The sequence below is a fragment of the Tenacibaculum halocynthiae genome, assembly GCF_964512825.1.
Taxonomy (GTDB): Bacteria; Bacteroidota; Bacteroidia; order Flavobacteriales; family Flavobacteriaceae; genus Polaribacter; species Polaribacter halocynthiae.
On the sequence record NZ_CAZELG010000034.1, the window covers coordinates 1 to 1357 of the forward strand.

The following is a 1357-nucleotide window of genomic DNA, read 5'->3' on the forward strand; positions in this document are numbered from 1 at the left end:
CGGAACAGTAAGTGTAACAGCTTATGATGATAAAGGATGTTCAGGAGTAACCAATGCAACAATAGCAGCATTTAACGGAATGACCAATGCTACTATCACAGTAGATAAAGCAATAGATTGTGCTTCCGGAGAGAACATTACAGTAGGCTATACATCAGTATCAGCAATACCAGCAGTAGAATATAGTGTAACAGGTATTAACGGAACGGTTTTCGCGACGGTAACTCAAACAGCCCCTGCAGCAAATCCAGAAGTATTTACAGGATTAGGAACAGGAAGTTATGAGGTTGTAATTTACAATCCAGTAACCGGGTGTAGATTATCAACAGTTCATCAAGTAAATGCAGCACCAGTGTTTAATTTAGATATTAATAAGACCAGTGATGTAGTTTGTTTTGGAACATCAACAGGAGAGTTAACATTTGATTTCAGTAGTGGAAGTCCATATACAGGTCTTTACAACTATCAATTAATGAATACCAACGGAACACCAGCTACAGGAGATGATACGACAGTAGGGGCAGCAGTAGTAGGTGTAACAGGAGGCGTATTACAAACTGTAGGAAGTTTAGCAGTAGGAGAATACTATGTAGTAGTAACTATGACAGCAAGTCCATTCTGTCCAGTAACATCCGCAGTTGTATCTATAGCTCAACCAACAGCAGGATTAGGAATCACAGCAGTACCAGTAGCAGTAAGTTGTAATGGAGGAAATGACGGAAGCATTACAGCAACAGCTACTAACGGATGGGGTGGTTATCAATATAGTTTAACGCCAGTAACAGGAACATCACCAGCGGTTGCATTAGGAAATAGTAATGTATTTAGTAATTTAGAATCAGGAAGTTATACAGTAACAGTACGAGATGCTAACGGATGTGAGGTTTCAACAACAGAAACGGTTGTAAATCCAGTAGCCGTAAGTTTTGGATTAACCAAAGATGATAGTGCATGTAGTGGAAGTACAGGAGGAAGTATCACAGCAACGCCAGCAGGAGGAACAGGAACTTATACATTTGTATTAACAAATACAACTACAAGTACAGTAGTTCGTACCGAAACAGGAACAGGAGCGTTTACATTTACCAATGTAGCAGCAGGATCTTATTCTGTAACAGTATCAGATAGTAATAGTTGTAGTGCATCAGCACAAGCTATAACGATGTTACCAAGTTTAGCGTTTACAGTAACTCAAACAAAGAATATAGATTGTAGTGCAAGTCCAGCTGGAGTTGTAGCATTAAATATCACTTCAGGATCCGGAACGTATGAATATGCAGTAACAAATTCAGGAGGAACGGTAGTTGCTCAAACAAGTACAGGAGGAACGACAGTAAACTTCTCAGCAGCTACAGCA

At 39.6% G+C, this 1357-nt stretch carries 1 protein-coding gene; it reads left to right on the forward strand.

Annotation, left to right across the window (positions count from 1 at the left end; translation table 11 throughout):
• The coding region (locus ACKTTQ_RS13615; RefSeq protein WP_408049517.1) for a SprB repeat-containing protein at positions 1 to 1357 on the forward strand (1357 nt) is incomplete at both ends.